The sequence below is a fragment of the Phytohabitans sp. LJ34 genome (genome assembly GCF_052068095.1).
In the GTDB taxonomy this organism is placed as follows: domain Bacteria; phylum Actinomycetota; class Actinomycetes; order Mycobacteriales; family Micromonosporaceae; genus Phytohabitans.
Genome location: NZ_JBQHDG010000011.1, coordinates 125,310 through 143,692, shown reverse-complemented (window position 1 = coordinate 143,692; position 18,383 = coordinate 125,310). Strand labels below are relative to the sequence as shown.

At 72.5% G+C, this 18,383-nt stretch carries 9 protein-coding genes; 3 read left to right on the top strand and 6 right to left on the bottom strand.

Features of this window, described 5'->3' with window-relative positions; all coding sequences use genetic code 11:
• The first annotated feature begins 57 nt into the window (after window positions 1-57).
• Window positions 58-3,123, top strand: a complete 3,066-nt coding sequence (locus ACTMTJ_RS20750) for a BTAD domain-containing putative transcriptional regulator (protein ID WP_441218983.1) — start codon at window positions 58-60, stop codon at window positions 3,121-3,123.
• On the opposite strand, the gene ACTMTJ_RS20745 is transcribed toward ACTMTJ_RS20750, so the two are convergent.
• The 6 genes from ACTMTJ_RS20745 to ACTMTJ_RS20720 form a co-directional block, all read right to left on the bottom strand.
• Complete coding sequence (locus ACTMTJ_RS20745) at window positions 3,089-3,565, bottom strand: Calx-beta domain-containing protein (RefSeq protein WP_441218981.1); 477 nt, start codon at window positions 3,563-3,565, stop codon at window positions 3,089-3,091. The genes ACTMTJ_RS20750 and ACTMTJ_RS20745 overlap by 35 nt on opposite strands.
• Window positions 3,566-3,589: 24 nt before the next feature.
• Window positions 3,590-4,564: a sporulation-delaying protein SdpB family protein gene (locus tag ACTMTJ_RS20740; RefSeq protein ID WP_441218979.1), complete on the bottom strand. Its 975-nt coding sequence runs from the start codon at window positions 4,562-4,564 to the stop codon at window positions 3,590-3,592.
• Window positions 4,504-5,067, bottom strand: a complete 564-nt coding sequence (locus ACTMTJ_RS20735; RefSeq protein ID WP_441218977.1) for an SdpA family antimicrobial peptide system protein — start codon at window positions 5,065-5,067, stop codon at window positions 4,504-4,506. The genes ACTMTJ_RS20740 and ACTMTJ_RS20735 overlap by 61 nt, the downstream gene beginning before the upstream one ends.
• Before the next feature lie 19 nt (window positions 5,068-5,086).
• Window positions 5,087-5,719: a hypothetical protein gene (locus ACTMTJ_RS20730; protein ID WP_441218975.1), complete on the bottom strand. Its 633-nt coding sequence runs from the start codon at window positions 5,717-5,719 to the stop codon at window positions 5,087-5,089.
• Between the two features lie 137 nt (window positions 5,720-5,856).
• Complete coding sequence (locus ACTMTJ_RS20725) at window positions 5,857-12,024, bottom strand: RHS repeat-associated core domain-containing protein (RefSeq protein WP_441218974.1); 6,168 nt, start codon at window positions 12,022-12,024, stop codon at window positions 5,857-5,859.
• A gap of 14 nt (window positions 12,025-12,038) precedes the next feature.
• On the bottom strand, window positions 12,039-16,490 hold the full coding sequence (locus tag ACTMTJ_RS20720) for a LamG domain-containing protein (protein ID WP_441218972.1): 4,452 nt from the start codon (window positions 16,488-16,490) through the stop codon (window positions 12,039-12,041).
• Between the two features lie 288 nt (window positions 16,491-16,778).
• On the opposite strand from ACTMTJ_RS20720, the gene ACTMTJ_RS20715 reads away from it, so the two are divergent.
• Both ACTMTJ_RS20715 and ACTMTJ_RS20710 read left to right on the top strand, forming a co-directional pair.
• Window positions 16,779-17,783 carry a LuxR C-terminal-related transcriptional regulator gene (locus tag ACTMTJ_RS20715; RefSeq protein ID WP_441218970.1) on the top strand — a complete coding sequence of 335 codons (1,005 nt, stop codon included), beginning with the start codon at window positions 16,779-16,781 and terminating at the stop codon, window positions 17,781-17,783.
• A gap of 9 nt (window positions 17,784-17,792) precedes the next feature.
• Window positions 17,793-18,341, top strand: coding sequence for a hypothetical protein (locus ACTMTJ_RS20710; protein ID WP_441218968.1), 549 nt, complete (start codon window positions 17,793-17,795; stop codon window positions 18,339-18,341).
• Window positions 18,342-18,383 lie beyond the last annotated feature (42 nt).

The following is an 18,383-nucleotide window of genomic DNA, read 5'->3' as shown; positions in this document are numbered from 1 at the left end:
CGACGTGGCTGTGGGGCGGTTGCGTGTCGGTTGTCGATGATCCCCTGGGGAGGGTTCGTGGAGACGACTGTTGCGGTACGCGTGCTTGGACCGGTCCAAGTCACCGGGCCGGCGGGAGTGGCCGTCCTGCCCAGCGCCCGCCAGCGCGCGGTGGTGGCGGTGCTGGCCCTGCGCCCCGGTGCGGCGGTCACCCAGTCGCGCCTGGTCGACGCGCTGTGGGGCCGGGACGCGCCACGTACCGCGGTGAAAACCCTGCACAGCCACATCACCCGGGTGCGCCAGGCGCTAGCCGCGTGCGGGCTCCCCGGGGCGCTGGTGACGCGTGACCACTCGTACGCGCTGGTCGTGGCCGAGGACATGGTGGACGCGGCCCGGTTCGAGGCGTGCGCCGAGCGCGGCCGGGCGCAGCTCGCGGGTGGCGAGCCGGTCGCGGCGGCGGCGAGCCTGCGCGACGGCCTGGCCCTGTGGCACGGCGACGTGGCCGAGGGCGTCGAGTTGGCCGGCTGGGGCGGTGCGGAGGCCGACCGGCTGCACGAGGCGCGCCTGGCGGCCGCCGCCGACCTGTGGGACGCCGAGCTCCGGTGTGGACACCACGACCTCGCCGCCGCCGAGCTGGAGCGGCTGCTGGTCGCCCACCCGACCCAGGAACGCCTGGTCGGCCTGCTGATGCTGGCGCGCTACCGCGCCGGGCGGCACACCGCCGCGCTCGACGCCTACCAGCGGCTCCGCACCGCGCTCGCCGACGAGCTCGGCCTGGACACCGGGCCGGAGCTGCGCGAGCTGTACGCGGCGATCCTGCGCCGCGACCCCGCGCTACAGATCGACGAGACCACTGTGGACGTGCCGCCGGAAGCCCCGGCGCCGCGCCCTGCCCAGCTGCCGGCACCGGCCGGGCACTTCACCGGCCGTACCGATGAAATGAACGCCCTCGACGGCGACGGCCACATCGCGGTCGTCTCCGGCGCGGCCGGGATGGGCAAGACGGCGCTGGCCGTCGAGTGGGCGCACCGCGCCCGGGACCGCTTCCCCGACGGGCAGCTCTTCCTCGACCTGCGCGGGCACGACCGCGAGGTGGCCCTGCCGCCGGCGGCGGCGCTGGCACATCTGCTGCGCGGCCTCGGCGTCGCGGCCGACCGGATGCCCGCCGGCGAGGCGGAACGGTCCGCCCTGTACCGCTCCCTTTTGGACGGCCGGCGGATCCTCGTGGTGCTCGACAACGCCGGCGAGGTCGCCGACGTGCTCCCGCTGGTGCCCGCGGGCGCCGGGAGCCGGCTGCTGGTCACCAGCCGGTCCCGGCTGGCCGGGCTCGGCGCCCACCACGCGGTACGCGCCGTCACGCTCGACGTGCTGCGTGCGGACGAGGCTGAAGAGCTGCTGGGGCGGGCGCTCGGTGCCGACCGGGTGGCGCGGGAGCCGGCGGCGGCCAGCCGCCTCGTGGCACTGTGCGGCGGGATGCCGCTCGCGCTGCGCATCGCCGCGGCGCGGCTCGCCGCCCGCCCGCGCCAGCGGATCGAAGACCTGGCCGGCGAGCTGGCCGCCACCGACCGGCTGAGCGCGCTCGCGCTTCCCGGTGACGAGCGGAGCGTGCGTGCCGCGTTCACCAGCGCGTACCAGGCATTGAGCGCGCCGGCGGCACGCTTGTTCCGCGCGTTGAGCCTGCTGCCGGGCGGCACCGTGAGCGGGCACCTCGCCGCCGCGGTGACCGGCCAGCGCCCGGCCGAAGTGGGGGCCGCGCTCGACGAGCTGGTCACCGCGCACCTGCTCACGGAGACCGGCCGCGACAGGTACCGCTACCACGATCTGATCCAGCTCTTCGCCCGCGAGCAAGCGGCCGGCGAAGATACGCCGCAGGCGCGCGAGGAGGTGGCCGCGCGAGCGGTCGACTGGTACCTCGCCGTCGCCGCCGCGGCCAACAAGCTCGTCGACCCGGGACGGGACCGGGTCACCGCCACCGTCACGTGGCCCCCGGCCGAGCTGCCGTTTCCGCCCGAGCGGTCCGGCGCGCTGGCCTTCCTCGACCAGGAGCGGGACAACCTCGTGCCGGTCGTCCGGCACGCCGCCGAGCACGGCCCCGCGGCCGCGGCCTGGCAGCTGACGTACCTGCTGACCGGCTTCTACGACTCGCGCGGTCACTGGCAGGACCGGGTCGGCATGTGCCAGTGGGCGGTGACCGCGGCCAGTGCCGCCGGAGCGGACCCGGCCGTCGAGGGTTTGATGCGCAGCGCCCTCGGCGTGGCCTGCATCATGACAAGGCAGTTCGACGAGGCGCGCACCCACCTCGACCACGCTCTCGCGCTGATGCGGCGCGGTGGTGACCGGCGCGGCGAGGGGCACGCGTACAACAACATCGCGGTCGCGCTGAGCCAGCAGCGGCGGTTCGACGAGGCCGTCGAGGCGTACCAGCGGGCGCTGGAGACACACGCTGCCGGCGGCCAGCAGCTGGGCAAGGCGGTGGTGCTGGTCAACATGGGCGAAGCGTGCGTACACATGGGACAGACCGCGCGGGCCGTCGAGTACCTCACCGAGGCGCTCACGGCGAGCGTGGCGCTGGGCGTACAGCGGCTGGAGGCGGCCGCCCGCAACGGGCTCGGTCTGGCCCGGCTCGCCGAGGGCAAGCCCGGCGCCGCGCTCGACCACCTGCGGCAGGCGCTCGCCCTGCGCGAGCAGGCCGGCGACAACAGGTACGCGGCGCACACCTGGAACGACCTCGCCGCGGCACACCTGGACGCCGGCGATCCGGCGGCGGCCGCGGAGAGCGCGCGGGCCGCGCTGGCGCTCAGCCGGCAGATCGACGACCAGCACGTGGCCGCGGTGGCCCTGTACCGCCTCGCCCTCGCCCGCGCGGCGGCGGGTCGGCGCGATGCCGCCAGGCGCGGTCTCGAGGCGGCTCTCCGGCTGCGGCAGCGGGTGCCGGACGTGTACGAGGAGGCGCGGGTGTTCGCGGCGCTCGGCGACCTCGCGTACGCCGGCGGCGACCGGTCCGCCGCGAAAGGCGCCTGGGACACGGCGCTGGACCTGTACCAGAAAGCCAACGCGCCGGCCGAAGCCGACGCGCTGGCCGCCCGGTCCGCCCCTGCCCGCCCCAGTCCTATTCTTTGGACTGATCGGAGTCCTGGATCGTGACCGTGCCGGACTTGCGCCCGATGTTCGCCCCGCTGACCTGGAGCAGCATCACCGTGAAGAACTCCTCCAGCTCCGGGATCCGGTCCGCCACGATCTCGAAGGTGATGTAGGCCTCGACCGCGCCCGGCACGATGGCGCCCTTGCCCTCGCGTACGTCCACGTAGTCCGCCTGTGGCTTCGCGCTGCCGGCCTCGGTCCGGTAGGTGAAGACGACCTCCCGCATGGTCGGCTTGGAGAGCCCGACCCGCACCTCGCACTTCTCTGTCTCCACTGCGTTGGTGCCGAAGGTGGGCCGCACCTTGGGCATGGTCTCCCAGCAGATGTACTGCGTGGAGAACCCGACCTCAGGCAGATTTACGTCCGCGCCCGCGGCCGTGGCCGGGACGCCGACCAGGGCCGCGACGAGCGCGAGCACGACAGGAAACCGCAAGCGCGATCGCACATCTACCTCCGTCGATAGGGATCTCTATCGTGCGGGTTGCGGCTCGGCCCTGTCTATCAGCTTGGCGACATCGAGGTGCGTGCCGACCGGCAGCAGGTACAGCAGCAGCGCGCCGGTCATCGCCACGGCGAAGCTGACCAGCCCCATGGTGAGCGCGATGGCGCCGTGGAAGGCGATCCCGGTGACCAGCAGCGCCCGCTTGCTCCGCGGCCCCGTCAGGATGGCCAGCGCCAACGCCAGCTCGATCGCCAGCGGAGACCAGGTGAGCAGGGCCACGCCCACCGGTGACCCGCTCAGCGCGTCGGTGAGCGGGCGCAGCCACGGCGGCGAGCCGAAGAGCGGGTGCCGGAGGAAGTAGAACATCGCCGTTCCGTCCGCCCACTCGCGGACACCGAGCTTCGCGACGGACGACTGGAAGTAGACGACCGCCACCTGGACCTGGATCAGCATCAGCGCCGTACCCGCGACGACCCGCCCGGTGCCGATGTCCGGCCCCGGGTCGGGCGGCCGCTGCCAGTGCCACCGGCGCCCGTCGGTCAGCCCGATCGGCACCAGCAGGAGCGTCAGGATCGCGGTGAGCTGGTCACCGCCGTCCGGCACGACGGCGTTCGAGAGCAGGCTCCACGATACGTACCAGTGCGGGATCGCGGTGACGCGCGGGCGCCAGCCGCTGGCCACCACCAGCAGGACCAGCACGCCGCACCAGCGGGCCAGCTGGCCGCCGCCGGCCGGGACGGCGCAGAACAGGCCGGCGGCGCGGACGTCACCGCACGTCCCGCCGGCGTTGGTCGGGTCGAACAGCACCGCCGGACCGGTAGCGGCCAGCGTCGCGGCGCTGCCCAGCGCCAGCGCCGTGCGGGCCAGGCCCAGCCCCGACGACCACGGCGGTACGGCCAGGCGCGGCCGGGCCCACCGCCCGGCGGCCGCCACGAACCGGCTCAGCAGGTCACCGTCACCCGCGCCACCTGGGACGGCATGACCGTCGGCAGATCCCGCCACGCCCATGGCAGTACCTCCTGGAGAATCAGTCCGACGTCGCCGCACAGCTCGCGGCGCGTCGAGTAGTTGACGACGGTGGCCCCGGCGGGCAGCCGGGAAAGGCAGTCGGCCGGCGCGCCGTCACACGCCGACCAGGCCGAGTCCGGCACCTGTACGCGCAGGTTCCGGACGTGCATCTCCTCGGCCTGGCGGACCCGGTCCAGGCCCATCAGGTCGGCCGGCACCGCGAGGTGCCCCGGCGAGAGCCGGCGCCACGAGCCGTCCGCGCCGCGGCCGACGGCCACCAACTCGGGAGTACGCGGGCTGCGGGTGAAGAACGCCCAGCTCTGCGGGGCGAACGCCTTGGCGTAGTGACGCTCGCCGGTGAACGGCAACGAGAACGGCGTCACCGGCAACGCGCCGTGCGCGACGTACACCACGAACACCACGGCCACAGCGGCCACCGCGAGCACCCGGCGGCCGAGGCGGCGATCGGCGACCCACGCCGCGTTGCCGGTGTCCACCTGGTTCACCTCCTCCGGCTCAGGCCCGCAGGTCCATGGTCACGTCGCGGATCATCGTGTCCTGGACCAGCTGCGCCGCCTCCAGCGCGAGGCCGGAGGGCTGCCACACCTCCTGGAGGAACGCGGTCAGCACGCTCGACGAGATGATGTCCACGTAGTTCTCCAGGCAGCACGGCTTCTGGAAGTTGAAGCGCAGCTTGTTCTGCCGGAGGGTGTCGACGAACCGCTCGTCGTAGATGCCGAAGAGGCGCTTGACGGCCTCGTCCACCACGCCCGCGCCCCACCGCTGGTTGAGCGCGTCGCGGGCCGTCGCCGACAGGTCGCGCAGCGCGCCGCGCACCTTCACCGGGTCGCCGCTCTGGAGGTTGGCGGCGAACTCGTTGTCCTTGGCGATGCTCTCGTGGATCGCCTTCTGACCTTCGCGCAGCGTCTGCGTCCACGGGATCCGCCCGCGGCCCAGCGACTCCAGGTATGGGGCGGCGGGGCCCTCGTTGAACAGCACCGCGTCGGACAGCTGGACCGGACTGAACTTCGGCGCCTGCGCGGCCGCGTCCGCCCGCCCCTGCCACAGGTAGACCCCTCCCGCGGCCAGGGCGAGGGCGAGGAGCACCGCCACTCCCCGGGTACTTCGGATGATGCCTGTCACGCTCACGTCGTTCCTCCACAGTGGATCGGCACACGGAGGAGGGCTCTCCCCCGCGTACCGACCAATCTGTGGCACCTACCGAGCGGGCGACAGGTCCACTACTCGTCCGCACCGGACAGGATGTGGCCCTGTGCCGGGCGGGGTCACTTGCCGCCCCATGGACTGCCCGGCCGGAGCGTGCCGTTGATGGGACTTCTCGTGTAGTCGCCGGTGAGGGCTCGGCTGGTCATGTAGGAGTTCATCGCCGTCGTCACCAGCCCGATGAGCGCTCCCAGGCAGGCCCTCTCGTTCGCGTCCGCGTTGTCGACGCAGCCATAGTGGACCTGAAGCGCGGTCGACAGGTTGCCGCCGGCCGCACAGCCCGTGGCCGCCAACCTGCCGTGCACCGCGCAGGCGTCACCCGCGGCGGCGGCGTAGTCGGAGTACGCCATGGAGAGCAGGACGGTGAACCCGTCACCGGTGCCGATGTAGTGCTCCTCCTCGTACGTCACCATCGCTTCGAGAATGTCCTCGGCGTTCACGTATTGGCAGGTGTTGTTGGCGCAGAGCTCGATCTCGACGCAGGCCCCCTCGGTGGCACACATGGCGATGTCATAGAGGTCCGACAGCGCCCTGCTGTACCCGTTGCACCCCGCGTACTTCTCCGAACTCTCGCACAGCAGGTACAGCGCTTTGATCGTGTCCGCCGTGCTGTTGGAGAGGCCGTGCTCATCCATCGTCTCGAGCACGTCGAGCGCGAGCTCGAGGGGATCGCTCCAGGCCCCGGTGATAGGCACTCCGTTGAGGTAGCTGCCGTTGTTCGTCAGGACGAGCTCGTTGTCTCCCGGCAGATGGACGGTCCGCGTCCAGCCCGGATCTGATTTGCTGCACTTTCCCGTCGTTCCACACGGCTTGGGCTCGGCCCTGCCGTTGCTGTCGCATCCCTCCGCACCCGGGCTGCATTCCAGCTCGCGCAGTCCACTGGGGTCGGACGTCGTCACGGGGTTGTTCGAGGCGTACGAGTAGCCGTTGACCTGCTGCACATCCTCGAACACCACGATCGGGTCGCGGGAGATGAACCGCCCGGTCACCGGGTCGTAGAACCGCGCGCCCATCGAGACGAGGCCGCCGAGGTCCTCGGTGCCGGCGTGGTAGCCCTGCTGGTTGGCCGTCCACGGCCGGTTCGAGCCGCGGTCGTTGCCGAACGGGTCCTGGCGCCGGTGGGTGACCGTCGCGGTCGTCGCCGACACCGCCCACGTGGAGGTGTTCTGGTGGTCGTTGCCGATCCAGACCACTCCCCCGGAGGCGGACCGCGTGGCGACCACCGTCCCGTTGTGGCGGTAGCCGCGGACCGCGCTCGTCACACCTGTCGGGCTCGCGGTGATCTCGTGTCCGGCCACGAACACGGTCGCCGAGCCGTCCGGGTCGACGCGGGCCACGCGCTTGTTTCCCGCGTCGTACACCATCCGGGTGGTGCCCTCGCCACCGGTGATGGTCGTGAGCTTGCCCTGCGCGTTCCAGCCGAGCGTCTCGGTGCGGCCGCCGACCACCCGCTTGGTGAGGTTGCCGGCGCCGTCCCAGGTGAAAGTGTCGGCGCCGGCCTTCTCGACGAGGTGCGCCCGGCCCTCGACGTAGGCGTAGCCGTCCTCGCGGCTGGTGCCGTCCGCACGGCGGCCGGTCACCGAGGTGCGGTTGCCGGTCACGTCGTACGTGTACGAGGTCCAGTAGGGCGCCGGGCCGCCGAGGTCGTCGCCGCCCAGGTCGCCCTGTGCCACGCAGTCGCCGGTGCCGGCCTGCGCCCACGCGTCGGTCAGGCGGCGCAGGTAGTCGTAGACGAAGCACTGCCGCTCCGGCGCGCCGGGCGCGTCGGTGACCGCGTCGGCGATGGAGAGGATGTTGCCCGAGGGGTCGTACCGGTACGACAGGTGCGCGACGTTCGTCGTGCCGACCGCGTCCCGGGAGAGCCGGTACTCGGCCGCCCGCCGGGTGCCGTCCTCGTAGGTCCAGGTCTGGTAGACCCGCTTGCCGCCGGCGCCGCCGAGCACGCGCTGACCCAGCTCGCCCCAGGCGGTGTAGGCGGCACCGTCCACATAGTCGACGACCGTGCCGCTGCCGTCGAAGTACTCGCCCCACACGCGGGTGGCCTGGCCGAGGTCGTTGTACTCGAACACCACGCTCTCGCGGGCCAGGCCGCCGACCGCGGGCACGTTCGTGTGCGACACCGAGCCGTCCGGGTTGTAGTACTGGGACGTACGGTACGAGCCGGCGAGCGACTCCAGCCCGGCGATGGCGGGGATCGACTCGACGGTGGTCGCCGGCCGGCCGGCGGCGTCGTACCCGGACACCTGGGTGGTCAGCGGCTTGCCGTCCACATAGGACGTCGAGGTGTAGGGCAGGCCGATCCCGCCGGCCACCTTGTCGTAGGCCCACGCGGCCAGCCGCACACCGGTTCGCGGGGCGCCGGACCAGCGGGCGGTCATCCGGCCGAGCGCGTCGTATTCGGTGCTGACCGTCTGGCCGCGGGCGTCGGTGGTGGCCACGATCCGGTTCGCGTCGTCGTAGACGGCCCTCGTGGTGCCGGTGTCCGGGTCGTGCGCGGCCACCCGCCGGCCGCGCAGGTCGTACTCGTACGACCACTGGTTGCGCGCCGGGTCGGTCACCGTCTCGAGCCGGCCGCGCCGGTCGTAGTCGTAGACCGTCGTGTCGTACGCGCCGTCGGCGGTCGCACCGTGGTAGTCGCGCTTTTCGACCACCTCGCCCTGGAGGTTGACGACGGTCGCCGACGGGGTACCGCCCCGGGGCGGGTCGACGCGCTCCATCCAGCCCTTGGTGGAGCCGCCGTACCGGGTCCGGGTGGTCCACCGGATCTGCTGGTGGGACATGAAGGACTCGGTGGCGACCCGCCCGGCCGCGTCGTACGTGTAGAGCGTGCGGGCGTGGTCCTGGCCCTGCGAGACCGCGACGAGCTCGACGCCCGGCCCGGCGCCGTCGACCCAGTTGGGGCCGGAGCTCCACTCGGTCAGGCCGCGGGTGTCGTAGCGGGTGCTGGTGACCAGCCGCCCGCCCTGCGCCGTGGGTGCCTGCTCCTGCACCGGCCGCAGCAGCGCGTCGAAGAGGGCGATGCCGTCCAGGCGTTGCTCGCCGTCCGCGTTCAGCCCGAAGGACATGACCGCCGACGGGCCGTCGTTCTTCATCCGGTACCGGTACTCCGCCGTCGGGGTGTCGGGGTGGTCGGCGCGTTTCCAGCCCGGTCCCCACGCGGCGACGGTGCGGCCGAGCGGGTCGTAGGCCAGCTCGGTGACCCGCCCGTTGGGGTCGACGGTCCGGGCCGGCACACCCCAGGCCGGTTCATTGTGGACGGTCGTGGCGTGTCCGAGCGGGTTGGTGGTGACGGCCGACTCCGTCACGCCGGAGCCCGCCGGGGTGTACGCCGTGGTGGTGGTCTCGCCGAGCGCGTCCGTCTCGGCGGTCTGCCGGCCGAACTTGTCGTATGTGTACGCCGCCGTCCTGAGCCAGGTGGCGGCGGAGCCGTCGTGCGCCGACACCTCCTCGACGGCCGCCACCGCACTTGTCGCGCCGTCGTAGGAGATCCGCTGGTCGGTCACAAGGTCGCCGGGCAGCGACGGGGTCGTCGCGCAGGGCACCGCGAAGACCTGGACCCGGTGCGGCCGCTCGTACAGGTGCTTGGCGGTGTCGTCGAGGTAGGTGGTGCGGGTGCAGCGCTCGTCGCCCGACGCCGCGAGGTCGCCGGAGTCGGAGCCGGCCACCGGGCGGCCCCGGCCGTCGAACTCGGCGGTGTGGAGGGTGCGCTGCCAGGTGGCCGTGGCGGCGTCGAGCAGCCGGCGGGTGTCGGTACGCGACGTGCCGGTCAGCCACGCCTCGGTGGTCCCGCCGTCGTGCTCGCGCGTGGCGGTCCTCTTGGTCCAGTAGCGGTTGACCGTGGCGTCGATGACGGCCGCGCCCTCGTACTCGACGCTCTCGAACACCGATCCGGCGAGCGCCTCGTGGTCGGTCACCTGGTTGCCCTCGCTGTCGGTGACCTTGACAGCGCGCGACCCGGTGCCCGTCGCGGTGTCGGGCTGCCCGTCGAGTCCGCGGTAGTACCGGGCCACGGAGGTGAGCGGGGTGTCCTGCGCCGGGTCGCCGACCTTCGTGGTCACCTGGGCGTAGCCGCGCCACTGCGAGTAGCTGCGCAGGTCGTCGTCGACCAGCTCGCTGTCGTTCCACGCCCACAGCCGGGACGTGCCGCCGGTGGTGGTGGCGTACTCGTAGTAGGTGCGCAACGGCAGCTGCCCGGCCGTGGTGTCGAACTCCGCGACCTGGGTGACCACGTACTTGTGGAACCACTCCTCGGCCGGCTCCTCGTCGGGGCCCTTGTCGGCGAACATCGGATAGCAGCGGCGGCCGTTGTCCCGCGGGCTGGGCCGGTCGTCCCAGGCGCAGTCTTCGGCGGAGTACCAGACGAGCACCTCCGAGCCGGTCTCCGTGACGATCCGTGACAGCCGGGTGCGCCACAGCGACGGTTCGCCTTCGGAGTGCTCCAGCCGGTTGGCCATCGGGGTGCCGGCGAACCTGACCGGCGGGGTGGACTCGGTGCCGCCGACGTGGCCGGTGTGCTGGACGGAAGCCAGCCACAGCACCGTGTCCTCCTCGTCGCCGTAGTGCAGGAAGTCGTGCTCGAGCGCCCACGAGTCCACTTTGGAGTAGGTGGCGCCCTTGCGCACGTAGGTGGCGATCGAGGTCATCCGCTGGGAGGCGAAGAACGCCATGCTGAGCTTGCCGGTGCACGGTGCGGCGGCACAGTCGAGGTCCCACGGCGTCTCGGGCCAGTTGTCCGGGCGGGGGTCGCCGCCGGACTCGCGGCAGTCGGACTCGCAGCGGTCGGCGTAGGAGAACACGACCCGGCCGGTCGCGGCGACCGATGCGTCGTCGGCGCGGAGCCCGTACTCGATCCGGGTCAGCCGGGCGGCCCGGTGGAAGCCCTTGCGGTTGTCCTCGTCGGCGGCGGCGCCGTAGTGGCCGGTCTCCGTGCTCCACTCGTACCTGGTGACGTTGCCGTGCACGTCGACGACCTGGTCCAGCAGCCACCGGTACGCCTGCGCGCACGCCGAGCCCTTGAAGTCACCCGAGCGGTGGCAGGGCTCGCCGGAGTGGTTGCCGAACACGGGCGCCGTCAGCCGCGAGCCGGCGCGGGACGCGAACATGTACCGGGTGCCGTCGGTGGCGGTGATCCGCCACTGCTCCGAGGTCGCGGTCGAGGCGGTGGCGGCCGCACCGAGCCGTTCCACCTTCCAGCCGGAGTCGGTGGCCACGTGCCACTGCCCGGTGGTGTCGTCCTTGACCAGCGCCGCGTTGACGCCGCCCAGCGACACGGTGACGGCGTCGGAGGCACCGTCCCAGCACCAGTCCCCGGTGGCGGTCGGTGTGTTGCCGCCCTTGTCGCGGAAGCAGCCGGTGTAGGTGCGTTCGATGAGCCCCGGGTTGTAGCCCCAGCCGTCGCCGATGAGGCCGGCCTGGTTGTTGGAGGAGGACGTGTGGCCGTCGACCGCCTGCGAGGAGTACGACAGCGACAGCTCCGGCACCCGCCCGGCGCCGGGCGGCACCCGCAGCGCGTAAGAGTAGCCGAAGCCGCCCGACGAACCCCCCTGCGACCAGGAGCCGGCGTGCGACAGGTCGGTCGCGGACCAGTCGCCCGTCGCGCCGCTGTCCTCGGCGGCCAGCGCGAAGACCACCGCGTCACCGGCGAGGTCCACGGTGGCGGTCACGCTCCGCGCCCGGATGTCGTTGACGCTCTCCACCTTCTTGCCGGTCAGGCAGCCCGGCTTGGCGGGTTCGCTCAGCGCGCAGCCGGGCAACGCCAGCAGCCGCAGCCGCGACGCCCAGCCGCCGCCGAACGCGCCGGCGAAGCGGCTGTAGTCGATCTTGACGTCGGCCTGGCCGCTCCGGTCGGACGAGACCTGGTACACCACGCCGTCGATGCCCAGCTTCGCCGACACGTCCTGGCCGAAGACGCGCAGCGCCGCGGTGGCGGCGAGGGTGCCGGTGCGCGCCGCGTCGACGCCCCGCGCCCGCAGCGGCACCTCCGTCACGCCGGCCGCCGGCCAGTCCGCCGCTTTCGCGCCCGACCAGCGCTGGTCCGGCACGTGCACGCCTTCGGCCTTCGGGTCGACCGAGGCGCCGGTGACGGCCTGGGCCTCCACCGGCGTGCCGAGGTCGGGGTCGAGGGCGCCGGACCTGAGGCGCTCCGGCAGTTGGTAGGCGACGATCGCCGCACCGACGAGCAACGCGACGACCGCGGTCAGGCGGACGAGCAGATGCAGCCGAGATGTCATCGTGAGGTGACCTTTCACTGGGTTTGCTCGTCGCCGTCGCAGAAGCCGCCGTCGGGATCGGGTGGGCGCCGGGCCAGGTCGCGGATGACCAGCGGGTCCACCGCGCCCGACCACACCCGCACCTGGTCGATGACGCCGTCCATGTGGTTGACCATCGCGCCGTTCTCGTAGGCGGCACCGACGACGAACGGGCCGGTGGCCTGCCACGGCGACGCGATCATCCGTTGCTCGCCCTGCAAGGCTCCGTTGACGTAGAGGCGCATCGTGCCGGTGCCGAAGTCGAAGACCCCAGCCACGTGATACCACCGGCCCAGCTCGGGGGCCTGCGCGCCGACCACCCGGTGCCAGGCGCCGCTGCTCGTCCCGTCGGACGACGGCATCGACAGCTGGAAGCGGCCGCCCTCTCCGATCGTGGGGTGGAAGGCCACGTTGAAAGCCATCCGGTTGGCCCCGGTCTGCGAGGCGACGGTGCGGTAGCCGTCGGTGCTGTTCAGCTGGGTCCAGGCCGCGACCGTGAACGACTGGTCGGTGGTCACCACCGGGCCGGCCGTGCTGGCGTAGCCGGCACCGTCGAAGCCGAGGCCGTAGGCCGCCTGGCACCAGTTGTACCGGTCCTCCACCCACCGGTGGCTGCCGCTGAAGGCGAGGTTGTGGTCCGCGCCCCAGCCGTCGGTGCCGAGCTCCTCCTGGCCCAGCTCCCAGTACGCGACCTGCTCGGTGCGCAGCCCCTGGATGGCGTCCGGCGTGGCCACGCCCCGCCACACCCGCACGTCGGACATCGCGCCCTTCCACTTCGACGACCGCGTACCGTCGGCGGTGCCGCCGCAGCCGACCACCATCTCGCCGGCCCGCCACAGCGCGAAGCCGATCGTCTTGCCGGCCGCCAGCGCGCCGTTCACGTACAGCGCGATGTGTCGCGTGTCGGCGTTCACGGTCACCGCCAGGTGGGTCCACTTCCCCGGCGTCGCGGCGCCACCCACGGAAGCGCCCGTGGCGGCCGTGTCGTCCGCGTTGGTGACGGAGAAGTCCCAGCGCGCGGTGGTCGGGTTGTACTTCAGCATCGCCGCGAAGTGCCGGCCGCCGTGCAGGCTGAACACCCGGGAGTGGCCGGTGGTGTGCGCCGGGTCCAGGTACACCCAGGCCGAGGCCGTGAACGAGCCGTCGGTGCGTACCGGCACCCGCTCGGCGGTCGGGCAGGTGCTGCCGTCGAAGGCCAGCGCGCTGGCTGCCCGGCCGTGCTGGTCGGCCACCCAGCTCGCGGAGTCGAGAGTGGACAGCTGTGGGCCGTGCCCGGACTGTTCCGTGGCGTACTTCTGGCGCAGCGGCCACCACGCCCGGGTACCGGCGGGCAGCCCTTCGTTCGTCGCGGCGAGCGCCGCGATCTGGCCGCTGGTCAGCACCTGCTGGACCGCCACCGCGTCGTCGACCGCGCCGTGGATCGCCTCGAACGGGCCGCTGCCGAACCCGCAGCCGACGCCCATCCGGCCGGTGCCCGTCGGCGGGTCGAAGGTGACCGGTCCGGAGCCGGCCAGCGCGCCGTTGACATAGAGGCGGAGCCGCTCGGCCGGCGCGTCGTACACACCGGCCAGGTGCACCCAGCCGCCGGCGCTGACCCCGGACACCGGTGCCGTCGCCTGGTTCCAGTACGCCTGCGCACCCGTCCCCTGGGAATGCCGGGAGAAGTACCACACGGTGCCGTCGCCGTTCAGCAGCAGCTTGACGTTGCTGCCGCCGGAGCCGGGCATGCCGAAGACCGTCTGACCGGCGCCGGCCCCGTACTTGTCGATGCGCACCCAGGCGGCGAGCGTGAACGAGTCGGCGGTGTCCACCGGCGGGCCGCCGGTCACCGCGCACCGCGTGTTGTCGCCGGCGACCTCCAGCGCGCCACCGGCCCGGCCGAAGCGGTCGGTGCCGTAGCGCGGCCCGGCCGTCACGGCCAGCGCGGCCCCGCTGAGGTCGTCGGCGGTGTCGCCGTCGAACCGCCAGGCCCCGACCGGCTGCACCGGCTCGGTGGGCGCGTTGGCGAACCAGGTGTCGGTGCGGGACGACTCGTTGCCGGCCGCGTCGATCGCCCACACCTGAAGGACGTGGTCGATGGTCGTGCTCGACGGCAGGACGTTGATCGTGGCTTTGCCGTTGGTCGCGTTCGTCGTCATGTGGCACGAGTAGTTGTTGCACGACTTGGGCGACACAGTGCCGCCAGCGGCCTCGGGCGCGAGGATGTACTTGAACTTCGCGACGTCACCGCCGCCGACGAGGTTGAAGCGCACCGCGTCGCCGGGAGCCGGATCCACCGTCACCTGTGCCACGTCGGCCGGCTCCGGCGGTGTGGTGTCTATCTGGAACCAGCAGTACGCGGACCAGGGTCCGGCGCCGAACTCGTCGAGCGTCTGCGCCCGCCAGCGGTACACACCCTCGGTGAGCGCGAGCGACTTGTCTACCCGGCTCGACAGCGCGGTGCCGGCCTGGCCGTCCGGCGTCTTCTGGCTCAGCACGGCGCCGGTCGGCTGGGACAGCTCGAACCGCAGCCGCACCTTGCCGCCGTCGGGGTCACGCGGGGTCGCGATCAGCCTCGGGGTCGTCGTGGTGACCATGGTCGGGCTGGACTGGGCGCCGCAGCCCAGCTTCTCGGTGGACATCGCGTTGGGCGCCTGCGGCTGGGCGTTGACCCGGAAGTAGCAGTACGCGGAGTACGGCCCGTGGCGGGCGCTGTCGCCGTCGCTGTCCCAGACCCGGACCCGCCACCGGTACCCGGTGCCCTCGGCCAGGACGCCGGTCGGCACGGCGACCGTCTTCGTCCCGTTCGACGTCACGGCCACGTTGATCTGCTTGAGCACCGTACTGGAGCCGGCCTTGGTCAGCTCGAACCGCAGCTCGGCCGTCGAGGCGAGGTTGCTCGGCGCGGTGGCCTTCAGCGACGGCACCAACGTGTTGAGCCGGTACCCCGGCGCGGACGTCGAGCATTGCTGACCGTTGGTGGACAGCTCGACCGGCTTGTTCGCGGTGTGCCAGATGACGAGCCGCCCGCTGCTGGGCGAGAGCTTTCGCCACTGGTCCCGGTTGCCCTCGTTGTCGGAGAAGACGGTGAACGAGGCGGTGCTCCAGCCACGGTCCACGATGTACTTCAACCGGTTCGTCAGGTGCGAGTCCTGCCATTTGAACCGCTGGTCGCCTTCGTCGCCGCACTGGTCCTCATTGGACGTCGGCACCGTCGTCGTGGCCACCAGGCCGATGTACTTGTCCGGATACGTGTTGGCGAACGTCGCGGTGGAGCGTTTGAAGTAGTCCATCGCGCCGAGCCGCACCTTGTAGCTCGTGCCGCAGCCGCCGGTGTGGTCCTGGGTCATCCAGATCTGCGCGTCCGCGACCACGCGGTTTTTCAGGTCGTCCAGCCCGTTGAACTGGATGGCCGACCGCCACAGGCCCACGGCGTTGTCGTTCTGCCAACCCTGGAAGCCGACCCGCAGGTACGAGTCGCCGGACCAGGTGGTCTTGTTGACGTACTGGCCGTTCGTTCCATAGTGGAGGTTGGCCCACTGGCTGATCTTCCCGGTGAACTTCGGGTCGATGTAGAGCGGATACCGCAGGTCCGGGTTGTTCAGCAGCGCGGCGTCCGGCAGCACGGCCAGCGTGTCACCGTCCACCTCCAGGTCCATCGCGGCGGCAAGGCCAGTCTCGGTGGTGGCGGCGTTCCCGTCCGCCGTGGCGGTCGCGGTGGCGGCCGCCGGCGTCGAGGAGTCCCACATCCACGGCGTCTCCACCGCGTACACCATCTCGCCGCCGGCGTCGGTCAGCTCGGCCGTGTCGGAGTCGGTGTCCGCGGCCACGGTGAGGCCGGCCGCTCGCAGGCCCAGCTCGATGCGCTTGAGGGCCGGGTTGGCGGCCGCCGCGGCGGTGTACACCACAAGCGCGTACGAGAACCCGTCGACGTCGGCGTAGACCTCGAGGTCCACGTCGGGCATCACGTCGTCGAAGACGGCGGTGCTGCCGCTGACCCGCGGCTGCGGCAGCGTGCCCGGCCAGTCCAGGCCCACCTGTTGACCGGTCGGCGCGGTCGCGGTGACGAACGCGCCGTCGCCACCGGCGATCCGCAGCGTCGAGACGGTCGCGGCGGTGCGGAACCCGCCGTCGCCGGCCGGTACGAGCGTCGGGTCGGCGTCCACCCACTGCCCCGACGCGTCCCGCGCCCACTGCGCCGCCGCGTACGCCTCGGTCCGCACCCGCCCGTCGGGCTCGGCGAACCACCGCACCGCGTAGTCCTGGTACGCGGCGATCCGCACCTCGGCACCGCATTCGGCGGCCAGCGCGAGGGCCACGTCCTCGGTCTCGGCGACGAGACCGCCGCCGGGAACGGTGCAGGCGGTCGCGGCCGGCTCGCGCGCCGAGGCCGGTGCGGCGAAAAGGAACCCGCCGGCCAGGATCGCGCACAGCGCCGATCCCAGTCGGCGTTTCGAAAAGAGGGTCACGGCGCACCTTCTCCATCGCGGAGCCAGGGGTCTGGCTGGGCTGGGAACGTATAGCCGTCAATTCATCGAGGCCACAAGACGCACAACGCCCGGGGCGGCAAATGTCCCGAATTCTTTGCAGGCCCCTGCAACGAGGCCATTTGCATGATCCTGCAAGCCTCGAGACCCGGTCTTCACAGCGGTACCCAGAGGTGATCTCCTGTCCCCGCGGGAGCTGTACTGGGTTCGAGACGGGGGGTTCCGTTGGCGTTGTCAACCGAGGTCGTTCCCAGGCTGACCAGGTGGGGGGTGACGCCCGATGCCGATCTCGGCTATCGGGCGTTGCTGATGCTCGGCCCCCGCACGGTCGCGCGGCTCGCCCGGGAGCTGGGCATGTCCCAGAGCCGGGTGAGTCGGGCGCTCGACGAGCTGGTGGCCGCGGCGGCGGTACGCCCCGTTCCTTCGGCCACCGATGCCGGGTACCGGTCTCCGGACGCCCTCGTGTGGGAGGCGGTGGAGGTGGAGCGGGTGCTCGACACGCTGCGGCACCACCGTGTGCCCGCCTCGGCGCTCGACCGGTGGCGCCGGCACGTCACGACCACCACCGAGGTGGGCCTGGCCGCACTCGCGCGCGCCTCGGTGCGCCGCTGGCCCACCCGCGCCGCCGCCCGGCAGCGGGCGGCCGGCCTCATCGCCGCCGAACGTCACGAGCACCTGGCCATCAACACCGAAGAGGTCTTCGACGCCGAGGCGACCACGGCCGCCCTGCCGCTGGACCGCAGCATCCTGGCGCGTGGCATCCGGCTTCGGGTGCTCGGCCTGCCGCCCGGCGACGGCGACCGGTACAGCGCCTACGCCACCGCCCTCGGCCACGCCGGCGGGATGTACCGCGAGCTGTCGGCCCTGCCGCTCAAGGTGATGATCTTCGACCGGCGCGCCGCGATGGTGCCGAGCGACCCGGTGGACCTTGAAAAGGGCTACATCGAGGTCGCCGACCCCGCGGTCGTCCAGGCCCTGGCGAGCATGTTCGACCGGCTGTGGGACGACGGCACCGACCCACGGGAGCAGGGGGTACCGCCCATCGAGCTGAGCAAACGCGAGCAGGCACTGGTGCGCCTGCTCGCCATGGGATACACCGACCAGGCCGCGGCACTGGAGCTGCGGCTCAGCGTCCGCACCGTCGCCTACACCATGCGGCACCTGATGGACCGCCTGGGCGTGGAAAACCGCTTCCAGCTCGCGCTGCTGCTCGGCGCCGCCGGCGCCGCACCCCGGCCACCGCGCTACGGCAGCCCAGGCTCCACCACCACCTGAGGAGACCCCTTGTCACACCCGCTCGCGCGGCCGGTCGCCCGCGCCGCCGCTGTACTGGCGAGCGCGCTGGCGCTCACGCTCGGCACCGCCGCGCAGGCCCAGGCGGCCGGCACGTGGAGCCCGGCATCCTGCGCCTCCGGTCAGTTCACCGCGGTCGGCGCCGCCCGCGCCGGATACACGGCTCTGCACGGCCAGGTCACCGGTTGCGAGCCGTACCGGGCCAACTCAGCCTTCGCCGTGGCTGTCTTCAAGACGGGCGACCCGTTCGCGGTCGCGTTCGTGTATCCGGAATCGCTGGTGCGCTACCAACCCAGCGGGCCGACCCCATTCGCCGGCACGATACCGACGGCACAGCAGGTCGGAGTCTGCGCCATGCGGACCCTCACCGACCGGATCGCCTGCGCGCGGGTGACGTGGCCGCCGGACGGCCCGGCCACGCTCGAGCCGATCGCGACCACCGACCCCCTGGTCGCGGCGACCGTCTGGTACGAGGACGATCCGGACTGCCCGCCAGGGCCCGGCGGGTTCTGCGGCAGCTGCTTGGAAAAGCCACAGTAGTCAGCCGACCGCGCGCGCCGCACAGGTACGGCGCGCGCGGTC

Bases quoted from the DNA above. Each gene is read 5' to 3' on its own strand.
- ACTMTJ_RS20725 (WP_441218974.1), bottom strand. From the start codon at position 12,024: ATGACATCTCGGCTGCATCTGCTCGTCCGCCTGACCGCGGTCGTCGCG.